This is a genomic window from Acidovorax carolinensis (genome assembly GCF_002157145.1).
Taxonomy (GTDB): domain Bacteria; phylum Pseudomonadota; class Gammaproteobacteria; order Burkholderiales; family Burkholderiaceae_C; genus Acidovorax; species Acidovorax carolinensis.
On record NZ_CP021361.1, the window covers coordinates 3,460,167 to 3,479,348 of the forward strand.

General features: G+C 63.2%; 17 protein-coding genes and 3 pseudogenes. 9 read left to right on the forward strand and 11 right to left on the reverse strand.

Translation table 11 applies throughout. The features are described from left to right. Positions 1-37 precede the first annotated feature (37 nt). A complete protein-coding gene (gene cyaY / locus CBP34_RS16245; protein ID WP_086913308.1) occupies positions 38-367 on the reverse strand; it encodes an iron donor protein CyaY in 330 nt (109 codons plus the stop codon). A gap of 12 nt (positions 368-379) precedes the next feature. Between cyaY and lptM the strand changes: the two genes are divergently transcribed. Both lptM and CBP34_RS16255 read left to right on the forward strand, forming a co-directional pair. Then, positions 380-586: an LPS translocon maturation chaperone LptM gene (gene lptM / locus CBP34_RS16250; protein WP_086928082.1), complete on the forward strand. Its 207-nt coding sequence runs from the start codon at positions 380-382 to the stop codon at positions 584-586. A 125-nt stretch (positions 587-711) separates the two neighbouring features. After that, complete coding sequence (locus CBP34_RS16255; RefSeq protein ID WP_094098637.1) at positions 712-1,539, forward strand: oxygen-binding di-iron domain-containing protein; 828 nt, start codon at positions 712-714, stop codon at positions 1,537-1,539. A 72-nt stretch (positions 1,540-1,611) separates the two neighbouring features. Here the strand turns inward: CBP34_RS16255 and CBP34_RS16260 are convergent, their stop codons facing one another. From CBP34_RS16260 to CBP34_RS16280, 5 genes and pseudogenes are all read right to left on the reverse strand, one after another. Next, positions 1,612-2,253 (reverse strand): protein-methionine-sulfoxide reductase heme-binding subunit MsrQ, encoded by a 642-nt coding sequence (locus tag CBP34_RS16260; RefSeq protein ID WP_094098638.1) that lies wholly within the window; start codon positions 2,251-2,253, stop codon positions 1,612-1,614. 50 nt (positions 2,254-2,303) lie between these two features. Beyond that, entirely contained in the window at positions 2,304-3,302 is a 999-nt protein-coding gene (gene msrP / locus CBP34_RS16265; protein WP_094098639.1) for a protein-methionine-sulfoxide reductase catalytic subunit MsrP, read from the reverse strand. Positions 3,303-3,446: 144 nt separating this feature from the next. Next, complete coding sequence (gene ccsB / locus CBP34_RS16270) at positions 3,447-4,784, reverse strand: c-type cytochrome biogenesis protein CcsB (protein WP_094098640.1); 1,338 nt, start codon at positions 4,782-4,784, stop codon at positions 3,447-3,449. 8 nt (positions 4,785-4,792) lie between these two features. After that, positions 4,793-6,936: pseudogene (locus CBP34_RS16275) on the reverse strand (cytochrome c biogenesis protein ResB). Between the two features lie 133 nt (positions 6,937-7,069). Continuing rightward, a complete protein-coding gene (locus tag CBP34_RS16280; protein WP_086913315.1) occupies positions 7,070-7,711 on the reverse strand; it encodes a c-type cytochrome in 642 nt (213 codons plus the stop codon). 72 nt (positions 7,712-7,783) lie between these two features. Between CBP34_RS16280 and yihA the strand changes: the two genes are divergently transcribed. Further along, positions 7,784-8,527: a ribosome biogenesis GTP-binding protein YihA/YsxC gene (gene yihA, locus CBP34_RS16285; RefSeq protein WP_094098642.1), complete on the forward strand. Its 744-nt coding sequence runs from the start codon at positions 7,784-7,786 to the stop codon at positions 8,525-8,527. Between the two features lie 50 nt (positions 8,528-8,577). Next, positions 8,578-9,485 (forward strand): annotated as a pseudogene (locus CBP34_RS16290) (alpha/beta fold hydrolase). 49 nt (positions 9,486-9,534) lie between these two features. On the opposite strand, the gene CBP34_RS16295 reads toward CBP34_RS16290, so the two are convergent. Both CBP34_RS16295 and CBP34_RS16300 read right to left on the reverse strand, forming a co-directional pair. Then, positions 9,535-10,404 carry a lysophospholipid acyltransferase family protein gene (locus tag CBP34_RS16295; RefSeq protein ID WP_094098643.1) on the reverse strand — a complete coding sequence of 290 codons (870 nt, stop codon included), beginning with the start codon at positions 10,402-10,404 and terminating at the stop codon, positions 9,535-9,537. After that, positions 10,401-11,249 carry a lysophospholipid acyltransferase family protein gene (locus CBP34_RS16300; protein ID WP_094098644.1) on the reverse strand — a complete coding sequence of 283 codons (849 nt, stop codon included), beginning with the start codon at positions 11,247-11,249 and terminating at the stop codon, positions 10,401-10,403. Before CBP34_RS16300 ends, CBP34_RS16295 begins: the two co-directional genes overlap by 4 nt. 132 nt (positions 11,250-11,381) lie before the next feature. Here CBP34_RS16300 and metK point away from each other — a divergent pair, with 132 nt between their 5' ends. Both metK and CBP34_RS16310 read left to right on the forward strand, forming a co-directional pair. Continuing rightward, a complete protein-coding gene (gene metK, locus CBP34_RS16305; RefSeq protein WP_094098645.1) occupies positions 11,382-12,572 on the forward strand; it encodes a methionine adenosyltransferase in 1,191 nt (396 codons plus the stop codon). Between the two features lie 345 nt (positions 12,573-12,917). Further along, on the forward strand, positions 12,918-13,955 hold the full coding sequence (locus CBP34_RS16310; RefSeq protein ID WP_094098646.1) for a bifunctional nicotinamide-nucleotide adenylyltransferase/Nudix hydroxylase: 1,038 nt from the start codon (positions 12,918-12,920) through the stop codon (positions 13,953-13,955). A 307-nt stretch (positions 13,956-14,262) separates the two neighbouring features. Here CBP34_RS16310 and CBP34_RS16315 read toward each other — a convergent pair. Next, positions 14,263-14,480, reverse strand: a pseudogene (locus CBP34_RS16315) (aminotransferase class V-fold PLP-dependent enzyme); the annotation flags it as partial. A 28-nt stretch (positions 14,481-14,508) separates the two neighbouring features. Continuing rightward, positions 14,509-15,138: a hypothetical protein gene (locus CBP34_RS16320; protein ID WP_094098647.1), complete on the reverse strand. Its 630-nt coding sequence runs from the start codon at positions 15,136-15,138 to the stop codon at positions 14,509-14,511. Between the two features lie 191 nt (positions 15,139-15,329). Between CBP34_RS16320 and CBP34_RS16325 the strand changes: the two genes are divergently transcribed. From CBP34_RS16325 to CBP34_RS16335, 3 genes are all read left to right on the forward strand, one after another. Then, complete coding sequence (locus CBP34_RS16325; RefSeq protein ID WP_094098648.1) at positions 15,330-15,752, forward strand: HU family DNA-binding protein; 423 nt, start codon at positions 15,330-15,332, stop codon at positions 15,750-15,752. 393 nt (positions 15,753-16,145) lie between these two features. Continuing rightward, positions 16,146-16,436, forward strand: coding sequence for a hypothetical protein (locus CBP34_RS16330; protein WP_086928092.1), 291 nt, complete (start codon positions 16,146-16,148; stop codon positions 16,434-16,436). Positions 16,437-16,892: 456 nt separating this feature from the next. Then, positions 16,893-17,099, forward strand: a complete 207-nt coding sequence (locus CBP34_RS16335; protein WP_086913325.1) for a dodecin — start codon at positions 16,893-16,895, stop codon at positions 17,097-17,099. A gap of 36 nt (positions 17,100-17,135) precedes the next feature. Here the strand turns inward: CBP34_RS16335 and glmS are convergent, their stop codons facing one another. Further along, positions 17,136-19,106: a glutamine--fructose-6-phosphate transaminase (isomerizing) gene (gene glmS, locus CBP34_RS16340; RefSeq protein ID WP_094098649.1), complete on the reverse strand. Its 1,971-nt coding sequence runs from the start codon at positions 19,104-19,106 to the stop codon at positions 17,136-17,138. Positions 19,107-19,182: the final 76 nt, after the last annotated feature.

A 19,182-nucleotide genomic window follows, 5' to 3' on the forward strand; every position in this document is an offset into this window, starting at 1 on the left:
GATACGGTGATTTCGAGAGCGAGACCGATGCGCCTTTTCAAGCTTTGAATCGAAGCGGTGTACCAGACTGCTGCGCCGCATCCTGGCTCAGGCGGTCAAAGAATTCACCGGCACCTTTGGTGTCTTGCCAGACTGCCCCGTCAAACCGGTAGTGGTAGCCACCCGATTTGGCCGCCATCCAGACCTCATGCAGAGGTTTTTGCAGATTGATGATGATCTGGCTGCGGTTCGGAAATGTCAGGGTCACCATGCCGCCGGTGCGCTGGCTATCCACATCTGCATCGCCCGTGTCATTGATGCGATCGCAGTTGCGCTCCACCGCGAGCAACAGTTTTTCAGCCTGGTCCAGAAATTCAAGGTCGGTCATTACAATTTACGCATGTTGAGAGCTCCCCAAATTCTAGTCAGGACCATTGCCCTTGCTGCGAGCACGGCGGCATTGGTAGGCTGCGGCCAGCGCGGCCCTCTGTATCTCCCCGGGGCGCCCGAGGCCAGGCAACGGGCAACACTGCCTGAAACCCTTTCCCCCGTGCTGATGACTACGCCGGCATCCACCCCCACTTCTCCCGCGTCGGTGCCGCGCTGATGGTGTTCGGCCTGCGGCCATTGCGCAAAAATCAACGATGGGAAGGACGGTAGGCTTGATTTTTATCAAGCACAAATTGCAGGGGTAATCGTACAGTCTGCGCTTTATTGCACCACAGCACCGACATGCCCCTGGAACTCTATCGCGACAAGAATCACGCCTGCCTCATGTTCACCGACCTCATCGAGGAGGACGGGCAAGCGGTTCAAGCCAACCAGTTCCTGATCGTTGACGACGACACCGGCGCCATCATCGACCCGGGTGGCAACCTTGCCTTCAATGAACTGTTCATGGGCATGTCCAAACATTTCGCGCCCGGCAAGCTGTCGTATGTCATCGCGTCGCACGCCGATCCAGACATCATCGCCTCGCTCGACCGCTGGATGACCAGCACCAAGGCGTCGCTGGTGATTTCTCGAGTGTGGGAGCGGTTTGCCCCCCACTTCACCAAGGTGGGCAAGACCGAAAACCGGGTGATCGGCGTGCCGGACAGTGGCGGACATCTGCCACTGGGGCGCCACGAACTGGTGCTGTTGCCAGCGCACTTCATGCACTCCGAGGGCAACTTCCATTTCTACGACCCGGTCAGCCGCATCCTGTTCACCGGCGATCTGGGGGTGTCGATGATGTCGGGGGCCGAGGCGCGCATTCCGGTCACCGATCTGGCGCCGCATATCCCGCGCATGGAGGCTTTTCACCGCCGCTACATGGTGTCCAACAAGATCCTGCGGCTGTGGGTGCGCATGGCGCGCCAGCTGGACATCGCCATGCTGGTGCCTCAACATGGCGCACCCATCATGGGCAAGAAGGCCATCAATGACTTTCTGGACTGGATCGAAAACCTCATGTGCGGCATCGACTTGTTTGATGACCGCGCCTACCAGATTCCGACCGCCCACATCGACCCGGTGAGCCGGCAACTGCGGCCGGCGCTGCGGGCGGTCAACGCCTAGCAACCAAATTTGACCCAAAACCGGTGCTATCGCTCACCAGCAAAGCGCAAGATGCTATATTTAATATAGCAATCAGGAAGGTGTGGCGGTTTTACCGCGCCCCACCGGCGGGGCGGTCCTGAAGGCCATGCGCCGCCACAGGCGCCATCCCAGCAGGGCCGTGAGGATGGCGCCATACACTGCGACTTCCGCAAAGTCGTTCTTGCCGGAGCGCATCCAGAAAAAATGCAGGATAGCCAGTCCGGCCACCCCATACACCGCCCGGTGCAGTGCCTGCCAGAGGCGCCCTCCCAATGCCCGGATGGCACGGTTACACGAGGTTGCCGCCAGCAATACAAGCAGGCAAAACGCCAGGAAGCCCACCAGGATGAAGGGCCGCTTGGCAATGTCGCGGGCGATCTCGCCAAGGTCAAAGCCCATGTCGAACCCGCTGTAGCTCATCAGGTGCAGCAGCGCATAGAAAAACACAAACAGACCCAGCATGCGCCGAAAGCGCGCCAGTTGCGGGCTGGCGGTCATCACGCGCAGCGGTGTCACGGCCAGCACCACACACAGGGCCCGCAAGGTCCAGTCGCCGGTGGCGCGGATCAGTGCTTCGTCGGGGTTCGCGCCCAGGCGGTCGGTGGCGGCCGCATAGGTCAGCCACGCCAGGGGCAGCAGACACAGCACGAACAGCAGGGGTTTCGCCGCCGGATGAAGCAGGTGTTTTCTCATGGCACAGCAGACCGGTCGCCTCGCCGGAAGGTCAGTAGCGGGCGCGTGGGTCAGTAGAACTTCTTGAGATCCATGCCGGCGTAAAGTTGCCCCACCTGGGCCTCGTAGCCGTTGAATATCAGTGTCTTACGCTTCTTGGCAAACAGGCCGTCTTCACCAATACGGCGCTCGGTGGCCTGGCTCCAGCGCGGATGATCCACGTCGGGGTTCACGTTGGAATAGAACCCATATTCCTGTTTGGCCGCCTTGTTCCAGGCCGTGCCCGGCTCTTTCTCCACAAAACGGATCTTGACGATGCTCTTGGCGCTCTTGAAACCGTATTTCCATGGCACCACCAAGCGCACCGGCGCACCGTTCTGGTTGGGCAGCACTTCCCCATACATTCCAAACGCCAGCAAGGTGAGCGGGTGCATGGCCTCGTCCATGCGCAGGCCTTCCACATAGGGCCAGTCGAGCACGCGCGAACCCACGTAGGGCATGGTTGTCTTGTCGGCCAGGGTGACGAATTCCACATATCTGGCGCCACCCTGCGGTTCCACACGCCTGATCAGCTCCGCCAGCGAGTAGCCCACCCAGGGGATGACCATGGACCAGCCCTCCACGCAGCGCAGGCGGTAGATGCGCTCTTCCTGCGCGCTGAGCTTGAGCAGGTCTTCGATGCCGTACTTGCCGGGCTTCTTGACGAGGCCTTCCACCTCCACCGTCCAGGGCGTGGTCTTCAGGGTGTGCGCATTGCGGGCGGGGTCGGCCTTGTCGGTGCCGAATTCGTAGAAGTTGTTGTAGGTGCTCGCATCCTTGTAGTCGGTGAGCTTTTCCATTGAGACAGCCCCCGGCACTGCCGACCTCGCGCCCGCGAGGGGGGCCAGTTTGCCGGGACGCGGAGCCTGTTGTGCGAGCGCTTCACGACCGGCCCAGGATGCCAACGCGGCCCCCGCAGCGCCGCCCGCCATGAGCTTGAGCATCTGGCGACGGTCTTCGTAGACCGAGCGCGGGGTGATTTCGGAGGAATGGGGGTGGTTGAAACCCGAATCGCGCGATGGAATCAGCATGGGTGGCTCCGGTCATTCTCTGGTGGAAACAGCTGTACGGTAGAGCAGGACAACGACTAGTTCGTTCCCTGGACCGCCCAGGTTACACCCAAGACGCAATGGTCACAGGCTTGCTGCCGCAAGCCCGGCACCTCCAGCACGCCATCAAAGCGTGCCGTAGCTGTGCAGGCCGCTCAGAAACATGTTCACGCCCAGAAACGCGAACGTGGTGACCACCAGCCCGACCAGCGCCCACCAGGCGGACACGGTGCCGCGCAGGCCCTTCATGAGGCGCATGTGCAGCCAGGCCGCGTAATTGAGCCAGACGATCAGCGCCCAGGTTTCCTTGGGGTCCCAGCTCCAGTAGCCGCCCCAGGCCTCGGCGGCCCACAGGGCGCCCAGCACGGTGGCAATGGTGAAGAACGCAAAGCCCACGGCGATGGACTTGTACATCACATCGTCTAGGATCTCGAACGACGGCAGGCGCGCCGCAATGCGCTTGCGGCCAAGCAGAATGCCCGCCACGATGAGGGCGGAGACACCGAAATACACCATCCAGTAGCTGCTGCCCGCCTCGCCACCAGCCTGGCGAAAGACCACGGGCTCAAAGCACAGCACCACGCCCAGCAGCCACAGGGGCGCCAGCTTGTACCAGCGGGTCTCGCTGGCCTGTTGCTTGATCAGGTAGGCAAAAGCCACCATGGCCGCCAGCGCGAAGGTGCCATAGCCGATGAAGTTGGCGGGCACATGCAGCTTCATCCACCAGCTCTTGAGGGCAGGCACCAGGGGCTGGATTTCGTGCGCCTCGCGCACCACGGTGTACCAGAGCAAAAAGCCTACGGCGGCACTGACCACCAGCATGACGAAGCCGCCCAGAGCGCGCGTGCCGTACTGCTGTTCGTAATACAGGTAGAACGCCGCCGTCATCCAGCAGAACATCACGAACACTTCGTAGAGATTGCTCACCGGGATGTGGCCGACATCGCTGCCGATGAGATAGCTTTCGTACCAGCGCACCAGGGTGCCAATCAGCGCCATACCCACAGCCACCCACGCAATGCGTGAACCAATCAGGCTCATGGTGTGGCCTTCGCCACGCGCAAACATGCCCATCCAGTAAAACGCCGTGCTCATGAAAAAGAGCATGCTCATCCACAAGATGGCCGACTGGCTGGACAGGAAGTATTTGAGGCCGAAAACGCTTTCGGCCCGCGCAAGGCTGCCCGCGCCATCCTGCTGGTACAGACCGATGGCCACCAGGGCCAGCGCCACCACCACCAGCATCAAGACCCGCAGCGGGCGCCAGAACCAACCCAGCCAGATGGTGCACGGAATGGCTGCCAGCAAAATGCCTTTCTCGTACACGTCCATGTAGCTGCCATAGCGTTGCAAGGCATACAGCCCCCCCGCGGCCACGATGGCGGCGAACAGCCAGTCGAACCAGTTGCGACGGGAGAAGAACCCCTCGTTCAAAGAGATGGTGGTGGTAGTGGCGGTATTCATGCGTTGCCTCAGTGGGGACGAGCCCCGATCAGTTTGTCAGCGAGCTGGACGAACTCACGGTCGCCGTCCATGGTCTTGCGATTGGTGGACAGCGCCATCAGGGCGTGCGACTGCTCCCCCTGCGGTGCGATCCACACCCACACGCGGCGCTCGCGCACGTAGAGCATGGCAAAAACACCCAGAATCAGCAAGGCACAGCCCAGATAGACAATGTTCTTGCCAGGGGCTCGCGCCACCTGAAAGACACTGGCCTGCACCTGGGTGAAGTCCTTGAGTTCAAAAACCAGCGGCGCCGGGTAGATCTGCGCATCACTGAGCGAGAGCACCGCCTGCGTCATGAACGTCTGTGTCTGGTCACTCTGTTCCAGGGGTTTGAGGCCAGCACGCTCGCGCGTGAGCTGCGCCAGCTCGAACAGGGCGCCGTTGAGAATGCGCACCAGCACCTCGCCAGCACGCGAGCGTTCTGCCTCGGGCACGTTGGCTTCCATGAAGTCGGAAATGGCCGGCAAGCCGCCAATCTTCTTGCCCTCGGGCCCATTGCTTCCGGCAAACAGCGCCAGTGCGCGCGACGCGGATTGCGACAGCTGCTCGGCCAGTTCGGGGCGGGACGCCTCCACCGCCTGCGATACATACCGGCGCACGGCCTGCTCACGCGCCGCCGGGTCACCCAGCGCGGCATGAAGGCGCATGAACCCGTCCATGGAGCTCTGGTCGTCGGCAGGAACACGCAGGTAACGGAACGGATCGGCGGGGTTCTCGCGCACCCCCAGCAGGAACACGGGCATTCCATCGCCGGTGTCCACCGGCAGCATGTAGTTGTGGAACTCGCGCGCCTGGCCGGCCGCATCGCGCAGCTTGTAGCTCACGCTGGGGCCCACATTGCGCAGTTCCTTCTTGCTCACGGTCTTGTTGGCGGCACCCAGGCGCGACTCCACCGACTCACGCAGATCGACCTTGCGCACATCGACGCCCGATCCTGTCGCCGTTCCAGCACCGCCCAGGTTCTCGACATTGATGATGCGCAGGGCCGTGAATTCGAGCGTGAGTTTCTCGCCACCCGTCGCACCGCCGCTGCCGACCAGTTCGGTGGATCCGCCCACCGTGCCTTCGATGTCAAATGCCTTGGCCCCCGCCACCATGGGCATGGCGCGCAGCTTCAGGTGCGAGCCGCCATCGTCAAAACTCGACTGGTAGATCTCGACCCCCTTATAGCTGGCGGGGTGGTTCACCTCGATGCGGGCGGGCGTTTTCGCGCCAGTCTCCTTGTCGTGGATGATGATCTCGCTGGCGAACAGCTTGGGCATGCCGGTGGAGTAATGCTCCACGATGAACTTCTTGAGTTCGATGGCAAAGGGCAATTCCTGCAACAGCACGCCGTCGGACTGGCTCAGGATGGCGGTGCTCGACTGCGTACCCTCGGCCACCACCAGGTTGCCGCGGAACGTGGGGTTGCGCTCGGACAGGCGGTGTTCAGGCTTCACCTCGGAAATGAGGCCACTGCCGGCATAGGGCGTCTTGCCGCCCAGCAGCATCTGGGCCCGCACGATCAGGTCGCCGTCGAACAAACCGCCCAGGCAGATGAGCACGATGGCGCTGTGCGCGGCGATATAACCAATCTTGTTGGCAGCTCCCGCCTTGGCCGCCACCATCCAGCCAGAACCAGAGCCCTTGACCGAATCGCGCTGCTGCAGCCGCACCTTCCAGCCGCCACTGGCCAGGGTGCTGCCGATGCGCCGCGCTGCGGCCTCGGCAGATTCGGTCAATGGCGCCTCGGCCTTGTGGTGAAAGGCCTTGAGGCTTTGCTCGCGGATGTTTTCCTTGTAAACCTTGAGATCCACCAGAATTTTGGGGGTGTTGCGGGCAATGCACAAAGAGGTGCTGACCACCAGAAAGGCGAGAATCAGCAAGAACCACCATGCGCTGTACACCGCATTGAGCTGGATGGCTGCAAACAATTCCGCCCAGAACGGGCCGAACTGGTTCACGTAGTTCACCGCAGGCTCGTGCTGCTTGAGCACCGTGCCAATGACCGACGCAATGCAGATCACCGTCAGCAGCGAAATCGCAAACCGCATGGAAGACAGCAGCTCGATGCCTGCACGCAGGGCCTGGGGCCAGACCGGACTTGAACGCCTTGGGTTGTGTCAGACATGAGAGGGGGTGAACGCAGGCACTAAAGAAAAAGGGCGGGGCCATCTGAACGATGGGCCCGCCCGTTTTGGGGTTTGTTATTGGCGGTTGGTTCCAGCCTTCCCGCCTGGCGGGGCCGGAAAGATCAAAAAACCTCAGCGCAGGCCGGCAATATAGTCGGCCACTGCCTTGATTTCCCGGTCGTTGAGCTTGGCAGCGACCTGGGTCATCTGGTTGCTGTTGCCGCGCGAGCCGTCGCGGAACATCTTCAGTTGCGACGCCGTGTAGTCGGCATGCTGGCCCGACAGGCGCGGGTATTGGGCCGGAATGCCAGCGCCGTTGGGGCTGTGGCAGCCCGCGCAGGCGGCAATCTGGCGGTCCGCAATGCCACCGCGGTAGATGCGCTCGCCCAGGGCCACCAGGGCCTTGTCCGAAGCAGCACCTGCCTTGGCGGGCTTGGAGGCCGCCCAGTAGGCGATGTTCTTCATATCCTCGTCGGTCAGCATCGACGCAAAGCCCGTCATGATGGCGTTGTTGCGCTTGCCGGACTTGAATTCCTGCAACTGCTTGACCAGATATTCAGGGTGCTGCTGCGCCAGCTTCGGGTTGGCCGCAATGGCGGAATTGCCATCCGCACCGTGGCATGCAGCGCACACCGCGGTGAAGCTGGCCTCGCCCTTGACCAGGTCGGGCTTGGCCGCCTTGGTCGGCGCCGCAGGAGTTTCGCCCGCAGAAAAGGCCGGGAAAGCGGGCGCTGCCAGTGCGGCAGCCATCAGCATAGAGGCGAGCAACTTCATATCGAGGGTCTGTATTTAGGTCCGCAAAACCACGCGATTCTACAATGAGGCTCCAACGCATCCGAACTTTCCATGACGACACCCTCCTCCGCGCCAGTTGCTGGCTCCCTTCCGCCCGCACCTGACGCCAAGATCGCCATGGGCTGGATGCACACCGCCAAGTTTCTGACCACGGCTGCGCAACTGCACCATCTGCCCCCGATCGATGTGCCCGAGATCGCCTTCGTGGGCCGCTCCAACGCGGGCAAATCCACCTGCATCAACACGCTCACGCAGCAAAAACAGCTGGCCTTTGCCTCCAAGAAACCCGGCCGAACGCAGCACATCAATTTGTTCTCGCTGGGCAAGCAGGGCGTGACCGACGCGGTGCTGGCCGACCTGCCCGGTTACGGCTATGCCGCCGTGTCGCGCTCGGACAAGGTGCGCTGGCAACAGGTGATGGTGAACTACTTGGTCAGCCGCCCCGGCCTCACCGGCATCGTGCTGCTGTGTGACCCGCGCCTGGGCCTGACCGAGCTGGACGAGGCCCTCCTTGAAGTGGTGCGCCCGCGCGTCGAGGAAGGCCTGAAATTCCTGATCGTGCTGACCAAGGCCGACAAGCTCACGCGCGCCGAGCAGGCCAAGGTGCTGTCGATTACGCGACTACAGGCTGGCGGCGGCGAGGTGAAGATGTTCTCGGCCCTCAAGAAGCAGGGCGTGGACGAAGTAGCGCAACTGCTGTGGCAATGGGCACACCCGGTGTTGCCGGCGACTGTGGCCTCAGAAGCAGCGCCCGAGCCCACCCCCGAAACCCCAGAGGATTCCCAGCCAAACTAGGCGCTGGCGCTTATGCATCAAGCGGCAGAAGCTACTGAATGCATAGCACCATGATTTCTACACAAGACTTGGCTCTGCCGCATGGCATCACCCTGCAGTGCCGCGTGAGCGGCGTGGCGGGCCGGCCCACCCTGATTTTTCTGCACGGCTTTCCGGAAGGCGCTTTCATCTGGGACGCGTTGCTGCTGCATTTTTCGCGCCCTGAAAACGGCGGCTACCGCTGCGTGGCGCCCAACCTGCGCGGCTTTGGCGCATCCAGCAGCCCCAACGACGTGGCGGCCTACCGCGCCAAATACCTCGTGCAGGATCTTGTCGCGCTGATCGCCGCCGAATGCCCGGCGGCGCTTTGGAATGCCTGGTGGCACATGACTGGGGCGGCGCGGTGGCCTGGAACCTAGCCAACCAGCAGCCGCAGTTGCTCAAGCGGCTGGCCATCTTCAATTCGCCGCACCCGGGCGCCTTTTTGCGCGAGCTGCAGCACAACCCCGCGCAGCAGGTGGCCAGCCAGTACATGCACTTTCTGTGCAGGCCCGATGCCGAGGCGCTGCTGGCCGAAGACGACTTTCGCCGCCTGTTCGCCTTTTTCAACACCCGTGATGGCAAAGCACCCGACTGGCTCACCCCCGCCGTGCGCGCGCAATACCGCGCCCTGTGGCAGCGCGGCCTGACGGGCGCCTGCAACTATTACCGCGCCAGCCCGCTGCGCCCGCCGCGCGCGGGCGACCCGGCCGCACAGGCCATCACCCTGCCCGAATCGATGCTGACGGTGGATGTGCCCACGCTGGTGCTGTGGGGCATGGACGACCCCGCCCTGCTGCCGGGTCTGCTCGACGGCCTGCCCGGCTGGGTGCCGCAGCTGCAATTGCACCGCATGGCAGGCGCATCGCACTGGATCGTGCACGAGCACCCCGAGCGCGTGGCCATGGAATTGCAGCGGTTTTTGCAATCAAAACAATAGCTGCTGGCGCTTATTAGATAAGCGCTTGCCGCCAATTTGATTCAAATTTTCAGGAATACACTGAAGGCTCGCCTTCGGGCCGCGTCTTGAAGCGCTTGTGCACCCAGTAGTACTGCCCGGGCGACACATCGATGTAGCGCTGCAGGTTGGCGTTCATGAGGGCCGTGTCGGCCGCGACATCGTCGCTGGGATAGCCGGGCCAGGCGGGCGAAATCTCGGCGCAATAGCCCGTGGGCGTGAGGCGGGTGACCATGGCGATCACCTTGGCGCGCCCCAACCGCGCAAACCGGGGCAGCGATGGCACGGTGGCGGCCTGCACGCCATAGAACGGCACGAACAACGAGTCGTTGCGGCCAAAGTCCATGTCGGGCAGCAGGTACAGCAGCCCGCCCTTGCGCAGGTTGGAAATGATGGGCTTGACGCCATCGGCCCGGTTGAGCATGCGCACATCGCCAAAGCGCTGGCGCCCCGCCATGAACCAGGCATCCACGGCCGGATCGGGATGCGTGGAGAAGATGGACGTGAACGCGCGCGGCGTGTGCAGCGTGAGCGCCGTGCCCCCGGCATCCATGCCATAGAAATGCGGGGCAAAGATGATGGTGGGGGTGTCGCCCTCCAGTTCAGCCAGCGCGCCCTGCAAGCGCACGCGCCGCTGCACCACCTCGCGCGGGGCAAACCACAGCCAGCTGCGATCCAGCCAGGTCTGGCTGAACACCACAAAGGTTTCACGCGCCCAGCGGCGCCGTTGCGCAGCGGACACATCGGGGAAACACAGCGCCAGATTGCGCAGGGCCACCTTGCGGCGCGGCGCGGCCAGCAGGTACGCCAACTGGCCCAGGCACCAGCCCAGCGCCCGCAGCGCGGGCAAGGGCACATGCGCCAGCACCCGCATGAACCACACACCCAGGCGCCCCGTCATGCGGCGCCCCCGGCAGCGGCTTCAGCTCGCGGCTGCTTGTAGCGGGCATAGCCCCACAGGTATTGCTCGGGACATTGGCGGATGAGATGTTCCATGGCCTGGTTGATTTGCAAGACAGCAGCCTCCAGCCGCTCATCGAGCGGCGCGGGCAAGGTTTCGAAGTGGGTGACAAAACCACGGCCCCAGGACAGGCGCTCGCAGCGCGCCAGCACCACGGCCGCACCGGTCTGCTGGGCCAGGCGCACGGCCAGCGTCATGGTGTAGGCATCGCGGCCAAAAAAAGGCGACCAAACTCCCTGCCCCTCGGGCGGCACCTGGTCGGGCAGCAGGCCCACGGCCTCGCCGCGGCGCAGCGCCTTGATCATCTGGCGCACGCCCGACAGCGTGGTGGGCACCGCCAGCATGCCGGGGCGATTGCGTGCGGTCGCCATCACGGTGGCCAGCCAGGGCTGGCGCGCCGGACGGTAGAGCACCGTGATGGGCCCATGCACCGCGCTCCAATGCCGCGCCGCCATCTGCGCGGACAGCTCGAAACAACCCAGGTGGGGCGTGAGAAACACAATGCCGCGCCCGGCAGCGTAGGCCTGCTCCACACAGGCCTCGTTCGACATACCGCAGGGCAAGGGCGCACCCAGCCACAGCCGCGGCAACTCGGCCACCATGCGGCCCGCATGGGCCACTGCAGCGCGCACCGCGCCAAACGAATAACCCGCCAGCGCCGAATTCGCCAGGAACCGGCGCCGGTAGGCAGGGGATGCGCAAAACGCCACCCAGCCCATCGCCGAACCCATGACATGCAGCAACCACAGTGGAAATACGGAAAAGAATCGAAAGACAACTGGCATTAAAATGGGCAGGTCGCTGAGTTAAATGAGCAACTTGCAGGGCGACGTTAAAAAAATCTGCTAAAGCGTTCGCCAAAGCTCCTTCGGGGTGAGGGCAACGCCCCAGATGCCGGAACACAGGAGTTTATTCAAATGGCGAACGACTTTCTTTTTACCTCGGAATCCGTCTCCGAAGGCCACCCCGACAAGGTGGCTGACCAGATCTCGGATGCGATCCTCGATGCAATCCTCAAGGCAGACCCGCGCGCCAGGGTTGCGGCAGAAACCCTGACCAATACCGGCCTCGTGGTGCTGGCAGGCGAAATCAGCATCCGCTCCGATGCCCAGACGCCCGATTACATTCAAATAGCGCGCGACACCATCAAGCGCATCGGCTATGACAACACCGATTACGGCATCGACTACAAGGGCTGCGCCGTGCTCGTGGCCTATGACAAGCAATCGAACGACATCGCCCAGGGCGTGGACCACGCGAGCGACGACCACCTGAACACCGGTGCCGGCGACCAGGGCCTGATGTTTGGCTACGCCTGCGATGAAACCCCTGAGCTGATGCCTGCGCCCATTTACTATGCGCACCGCTTGGTCGAGCGCCAGGCCCAGTTGCGCAAGGACGGCCGCCTGCCCTTCCTGCGCCCAGACGCCAAGTCGCAAGTGACGATGCGCTACGTGGACGGCAAGCCCCACAGCATCGACACCGTGGTGCTGTCCACCCAGCACCACCCAGACCAGAGCGAAACGCAAACCAAGATGAAGGCCAGCTTCACCGAAGCCATCATCGAAGAGATCATCAAGCCCGTGCTGCCCAAGGAGTGGCTGCAGAACACGCGCTACCTGATCAACCCCACCGGCCGATTCGTCATTGGCGGCCCCCAGGGCGACTGCGGCCTGACCGGCCGCAAGATCATCGTGGACACCTACGGCGGTGCCTGCCCCCACGGCGGCGGCGCCTTCAGTGGCAAGGACCCAACGAAGGTGGACCGCTCGGCCGCCTACGCCGCACGCTACGTGGCCAAGAACATCGTGGCGGCGGGCCTGGCCAAGCAGTGCCAGATTCAGGTGGCCTACGCCATTGGCGTGGCCGAACCCATGAACATCACCGTGTACACCGAGGGCACGGGCGTGATTTCGGACGAGCGCATCGCCGCGCTGGTCAAGGAACACTTCGACCTGCGCCCCAAAGGCATCATCCAGATGCTGGACCTGCTGCGCCCCATTTACGAAAAGACGGCCGCCTATGGCCACTTCGGCCGTGAAGAACCCGAGTTCAGCTGGGAACGGACGGACAAGGCTGCTGCACTGCGTGCGGCAGCGGGCCTGTAAAGGCCCCGAGCGCAGCGAGTTTGACGCTGCGTCAACGCAGGCTCATATCGGCAACACCGGTGTGAGGGGCCGAAAGGCCCGTGCCGCAGCCAACAGACGGACAAGGCAGCAGCACTGCGTGCTGCTGCACGCTCTCAGCGCAGTACACCCCTCAGAGTCATGGCAGCGCCCCGCAGCGCTCCAACGCCCTCACCCGAGCAGCGCTATTACAACAGGAGCAGCCTGCGCCTGTATATTGGTCCCCTGGAGCCAAAAGTGACAGGCAACCCAGAAAAATCCAGCGCAAGGCGCTATTGTTTTTGATACAAGCGAATCCCCACTTGCGCCCCAGGAGACCGGAGACCCATGTACGACATCGCCATCTACATCGGGCGTTTTGAACCCGTCCACAACGGCCACATGGCCTTGCTGCAGCGTGCGCTCGCCAGCGCCCGCCGCGTGATCGTGGTGATGGGGTCGGCCTGGCAGGCACGCTCGCCCAAGAACCCGTTCACCTGCCATGAGCGCGCCGACATGATGCTGGGTGCCCTGACCGGGCCCGACCGGGCCCGCGTGCAGATGCTGCCGATGCGCGACTACTACGACGAGGCCGTGTGGGTGCGGGCCGTGCGCAAGGGCGTGGCCCAGATGGCACCGGAAGCAGCCCGTATCGGCCTCGTGGGCCACTTCAAGGATGCCACCAGCAGCTACCTGAGCGCCTTCCCAGGCTGGGAGCTGATCAACGTGGACCGCCAGGGCCGCATCGATGCCACGGCCATCCGCGATGCCTACTTTGGTGCCACGCCGGGCACCGTGCGGGCAGGTCTGGACGACCTCGCCACCCAGATGCCCGACAGCACCCTGGGCTTTCTGGAGCGCTTTGCACAAACCGCCCATTACCCTGCGCTGCAGGAAGAGTGGCGCATGCTGCGCGGCTACCGCGAGGCCTGGTCTGCTGCCCCCTACCCGCCGGTGTTCGTCACGGTGGATGCCGTGGTTCGCTGCCAGAACCAGGTGCTGCTGATTCGCCGCGCCCACGCACCCGGCAAGGGCCAGCGGGCAGTGCCGGGGGGCTTCATCGAGCAGCGCGAAACGGTGTGGCAGTCATGCCTGCGCGAGTTGGCCGAAGAGACCCATTGCACGCTTGCCGAAGCCCGCATGCGCGCGGCCCTGCAGTCGGTGGCGGTATTTGACCACCCGGACCGCAGCCAGCGCGGACGCACGATCACGCATGCACACTACTTCGACCTGGGCGATGCGCCGTTTCCGGCCGTGCGGGCCGATGACGATGCCATGCAGGTGGAATGGGTTCCCGTGGAAAAGCTGGCCGCACTGGAAGAAGAGTTCTTTGAAGACCATTTCCACATGCTGGACCACTTTCTGGGCATTACGGGTTCTGTGTAAAAGCGGTTCACCGCGAGCGGGGACCTTGCAGTCATGCGGCGCAAGGCCGGCCCGCTGGAACGATTCACCCGTGCAATGGCCCGCACCACCGCGTCAGACATCAGACCGGAACGAGCCCAGCGGAGTGGCACCAGGAACTGAAGGCAGGTACTCACTCAAGACTGGAGCACCTGCGCTTGTCCCACCCTTCAGCGCCGCTGGACCGCCAGCCTGCGTACCACGGTCGTGAGGCAGTCGATTTCGTCGAACGTGTTGTAGAACGCCAGCGATGGCCGCACCGTGGTTTCCACGCCAAGCGGCGCAGGATTCCCAACGCATTGGACACCTGCGTGACGACCACGATCTTGGTGCGATCGTTCAGCAGTTTGCTGTATTCATCCAGCAGCACCTGCCCGGAGGCGCCCACAGGAATCACGCGCAGCTTCGCGCCCTTGCGACAGCGAGCTGCTGCCAGGGCGCGATGTTGGCGTGATGTTCCATGTGGCTGACGATGATCTGGTCGCCCTCGCCAATGTGCTGTGCACCCAGCTATTCCAGTCAGTGGCGTGCCGCGCTATGCCAGCCGATAACTCCCTTTTCCCCGCTCTCGCACAGCGTCAGCAGCAACCAGCCTCCTCATCGCCAAGCCGACGGATCCCAGTGGTATTCCCGCACCGTGGGCAATAGTCCCTTGGGTCAAAGCCACCCAACTGCGACGGTCCAATACCTTTTTCAGGTGCGCCAGGACCTTTTCGTCGTTTGAACTCAGGCGTTGAGGCTGGCTCGCCGCTTCCTTCGTGCGCTTTCGCAGTGGTTTGGCCTTGGACGACTGCCGGTGCGGCGCGGGCTTGACGACCACATCTTGCGCGTCGTCAAAGTTTTCCGCACCGTGATGGACACGAGAGCGGCTTGCCTGGTCTGGCAACGCAACAATGACTGGCGTCTCGGGCTGCATCATTTCCGCCGCTGCCCCGTACATTGTTTTGAGTTGTTCTTCGATGCTTTGCAGCTCATGCGCCATGCGAGCCGCAGCGCGCAGTTGGGTAAAGGCGCGATCGGCCTCGGCACTGAAAGGTTCGCTGGCAACGATGCCAACCACACGACCGGCATTTGACTGGACTTCGTGCGCGAATGCCTGTCGGGCCGCGTGCAAGCCCTCCCCGGCTTTTTGCAGGGCCAACAGGGTCGAGGGAGAAATGGACATCGGAGCTCCTGAAAAAAGTCATGCCGGCGCAGCATGCTGCGCGATGCCATCGCCGTGAAAGATTCGAGTTTAGGGGAGTCCCGACAAGTACGCGGCACGGGAACTGCCACAACACTGCTCCTAGAATCCGCATCGCGTGCCTGAATTCGTCAGGCAGCGCATATCAACTCCCAAACCCAAAAAGATTCACCATGGCAACTGCAAAGAAGACATCCACGCCCGTCAAGAAGACTACGAAAGCGGCTCCCGCCGCCAAGAAGGTTGCACCTGTTGCCACCAAACCGGTAGCGATCGCCGTCAAGCCCATCAAGACGGTTTTCAACAAGACCACGCTGATCGCCCATCTGGTCGAGCAGTCTGGTGTGGAGCCCAAGGCAGCCAAGGCAGTTTTCGCCGCACTGGAAACCGCCATCCTCGGTTCGGTGCACAAGAAGGGATCGGGCGAGTTCACCCTGCCCGGCCTGATGAAGATCGGCTTGCAGCAGGTGCCCGCCAAGAAGAAGCGTTTTGGCAAGGATCCCTTCACGGGCGAAGAGCGCTGGTTCCCCGCCAAGCCGGCATCGGTGAAGATCAAGACGCGCGCGTTGAAGAAGCTCAAGGACGCAACGCTCTGATCCAGCGTTCGATCTGGGCGCTGCTCATCTGCGGCGCCCTTCGAGAAAAACTGCGGCTTGAATCTGGCCGGGTTTATGGAGGCTCGACACGCTGAGGGGCTTGAGCCAGGATCAAGTCCAACAAGCTTTTCCACTCGGTCCGCAACGCGCATTGCGGCTGGTGCAGAAACACAGATGCAGATTGAAGCTGAGACACGGGACGCGCAGCTTCTGGTGACCCAATCGGCGTCAGCGCTACACGCGCTCAAATCACTGAACGGCAGCGCCGCTGCAGACGCTCTGGACACCGCACAGGATTTTGATGGATCATGTGCATTCGCAAGAGCCAAGGCAGGTTTCGAGTCCGCTTTGGCTTGCGTCATCCTGAAGCCACCTTGTCCGAGGAGGTCAGTCATGAGTTTCCATCTCTTTGAGCACCGCCGCGACGCCCACATCCGCCGGTCCCGCGAGTATCTGGAAGAAGCGAATGTGGCGCGGGTTGAACACCAGGCTGCTGCGGAGCACCATTCGGCCCTGGCAAAGATGTACGGCGAGCGGATCGCCAGAATCGAAGCGGAAATCAACAATGCGTTGCAGCCCCCTTCATTGGTTGCGCGGCCTTTGGTTGATGAATCAGGCAACGATGACGAGCGGCCCAAGATGGAGTCCGTCGTGACTTATCCGGCGCGATCAGTGCGCTCCTGAGTACCGCTGGAAGCGGCAGACACTGGCCGCTGTGACGACTGGTATGCAGGGTTCGCAGGATCAATCGACCGTGATCTACGGTGAAGCCATCCGTTTGTTGACTTCGCACGGCTATCTCGACATGGGCGCGCGTGTGGGTGAGCGTATGGGCCGTTCGGCGCACGACAGGATCGGTCCGTCAAGTAGCGTTATGCGAACGAGAGTGCTGCCCCTGTGCCAATTGCCGCAATTCCTTTTGCTTGATCTCCGCGCACTGCGTGCGGCACGGCCCTTCGCCATCGGCGACTGCTTCTTGGTCGGCTCTATTTCGAGATATCCATCGACTGACGCCCCCACCGGGCGCGACTGCCCATGGCTGAGACCTATACACCGGGATCGAATGTGGCCATACTTTGTTTGCCCTTCGCCCTCGCCCCAAGGCCGGGCGACCCAATTGGCCGACTATCAGGAGATGTCATGTCCAAGCACGTCTACAAGACCCTGGAGCTCACCGGCTCCTCGCCCTCTGGCATTGAAGATGCGGTCAGCACGGCCATCGCCAAGGCCAGCGAGACCGTCCGCAATATGCAGTGGTTTGAAGTGGTGGAAACGCGTGGCCACATCCATGAGGGCAAGGTCGCCCACTGGCAAGTCACCATAAAAGTCGGATTCACCCTCGAATAAGAGGGGATGAGGAGCGCCGCCCCCAGCGCGCTCCGGTCACTCGACCGTCACGCTCTTGGCCAGGTTGCGTGGTTTGTCCACGTCGGTTCCCCGCGCACAGGCCGTGTGATACGCCAGCAGCTGCAGCGGCACCACATGCAGCAGCGGGCTGAGGTGGCCGTAGTGTTCGGGCATACGGATGACGTGGATGCCCTCACTGCTTTCGATGTGGGTGTCGGCGTCGGCCAGCACATACAGCACGCCGCCGCGCGCGCGCACTTCCTGCATGTTGCTCTTGAGCTTTTCCAGCAGCGCGTCGTTGGGCGCCACGGTCACCACCGGCATGGCGCTGGTCACCAGGGCCAGGGGGCCGTGCTTGAGCTCGCCCGCAGGGTAGGCCTCAGCGTGGATGTAGCTGATTTCCTTGAGCTTGAGGGCGCCTTCGAGCGCGATGGGGTAATGCAACCCACGGCCCAGGAACAAAGCGTTTTCCATGCGCGCAAAGTCTTCGGCCCAGCTGATAACTTGGGGTTCCAGCGCCAGCACGGCCTGCAGGGCCACGGGCAGGTGGCGCATAGCCTTGAGGTGGGCGGCTTCCTGCTCTTCGCCCAGGCGGCCTTTGGATTGGGCCAGCGCGAGCGTCAGCAAAAACAGGCCTGCCAGTTGCGTGGTGAAGGCCTTGGTGCTGGCCACGCCGATCTCGACACCCGCGCGGGTGATATAGGCCAGCTTGCATTCGCGCACCATGGCGCTGGTGGCCACGTTGCAGATGGTCAGCGTGTGTTGCATGCCCAGGCTTTGCGCGTGGCGCAGTGCAGCAAGGGTGTCGGCGGTTTCGCCCGACTGGCTGATGGTGACCACCAGGGTGCGCGGGTTGGGCACGCTGGTGCGGTAGCGGTATTCGCTGGCCACTTCCACCTGGGTGGGAATGCCGGCGATTTCCTCCAGCCAGTATTTGGCCGCGCAACCGCTGTAGTAACTGGTGCCGCAGGCCAGGATGAGCACGCTGTCAATTTCCTTGAAAACGCGCCAGGCGGCGGAGCCCGGCTCACCATGCAGGCCAGCGCCGTCAAACAGCTCGGGCACGATGCCCGCGACGCCTTCGAGCGTGTCGGCAATGGCGCGCGGCTGCTCGAAGATTTCCTTTTGCATGTAGTGGCGATAGGGCCCCAGCTCGGCCGCGCCGCTGTGCGCCTGCACGGTGCGCACGGGGCGTTGCGCCGGCGTCAACGCCGTGCCGTCTTTGCCCACGATCCAGTAGCGGCCCAGTTGCAGGTCCACCAGGTCGCCCTCTTCCAGGTACACGATCTGGTCGGTGACGCCGGCCAGGGCCATCGCGTCGCTGGCCAGGAAATGCTCGCGGGACGCCAAAGCCCCTTCGCTCGCATCCTGGCCCACACCCAGGATCAGCGGCGAGCCCGCACGCGCGCCCACCACGCGATGGGGTTCGTCCTTGTGGATCACGGCAATGGCGTAGGCGCCATGCAGCTCGGCGATGGCGGCCCGCACGGCGTCGAACAGGTCGCCGCTGTAATGGCTGTCCACCAGGTGCGCAATGACTTCGGTGTCGGTCTGGCTCACAAACACATAGCCGCGCGCCTGCAGGGTGGCACGCAGCTCTTCGTGGTTTTCGATGATGCCGTTGTGCACCAGGGCGACGCGGCCCGGCCGCGCCGGGTCGCTTTCGGCTTGCTGGCCTGTAGCGGCGTCGCTGCCCGTGCCGTGGCTGAAATGGGGGTGGGCGTTGTGCACCGCCGGCGCACCGTGCGTAGCCCAGCGGGTGTGGGCAATGCCGGTGGCGCCTTCCAGGTGGTCGGCCTGCACCTGCGCCAGCAACTCGGCCACGCGCGCCGTGCTGCGGGCGCGCCGCAGTCCAGCGTCCGGCGTGCCATGGGGCGCCGCGTTCGGGCTGGATGTGTGCACGGCCACGCCGCACGAGTCATAGCCCCGGTATTCGAGCCGCTGCAGGCCCTGGACGAGGATGGGAACGATGTTGCGTGTGGAGACTGCGCCGACGATGCCGCACATGGTGGTTGCCTCAGTTGGAAAGAGATGGGCCGATGGTAGACAGCATCGAGAAAAATATTCGATTGATATTTGGCTG